The organism is Pseudoalteromonas sp. S1610, assembly GCF_005887465.1.
GTDB classification, from domain to species: Bacteria; Pseudomonadota; Gammaproteobacteria; order Enterobacterales; family Alteromonadaceae; genus Pseudoalteromonas; species Pseudoalteromonas undina.
This window is the reverse complement of record NZ_PNDI01000137.1, coordinates 1-346: the sequence shown is the minus strand read 5'-3', so window position 1 is coordinate 346 and position 346 is coordinate 1. Positions and strand designations below refer to the sequence as shown.

The 346-nt window shown below is 45.7% G+C and carries 1 pseudogene; it reads right to left on the bottom strand.

Annotation, left to right across the window (positions count from 1 at the left end):
• Positions 1-346 (bottom strand): annotated as a pseudogene (locus CWB77_RS18125) (TonB-dependent receptor); the annotation flags it as partial.

Sequence of the window (346 nt, the reverse complement as noted above, 5' to 3'; positions counted from 1 at the left end):
ATTAAATTCTGACCTGTCGTCGGCCCACTCATCTGAGCCAAACGTAAAGCGTTGTTGTGCGCCTAAATCGGAATAATCAGGGCGAGACATTACTTTAGCAATCGGGCCGCGCACAACAATATCTTCGCTGGCATCCCTTGCAATATTAAAGCTTGGTAAAATTTGGGGTTGGGTATTCTCTTGAGTACTGAGTGGATAATCTTTATCACTTCTATGGTCTCCGGTTACCGTCCTGCCCGCTTTCATCGTCAGTATGATCCAGCAATTATGTGTATAGATCGGTTGATGATGTCATGGTTGTCGTGCGTACAACACGTACCCCTATATTACCGCGCACGCTATCAAA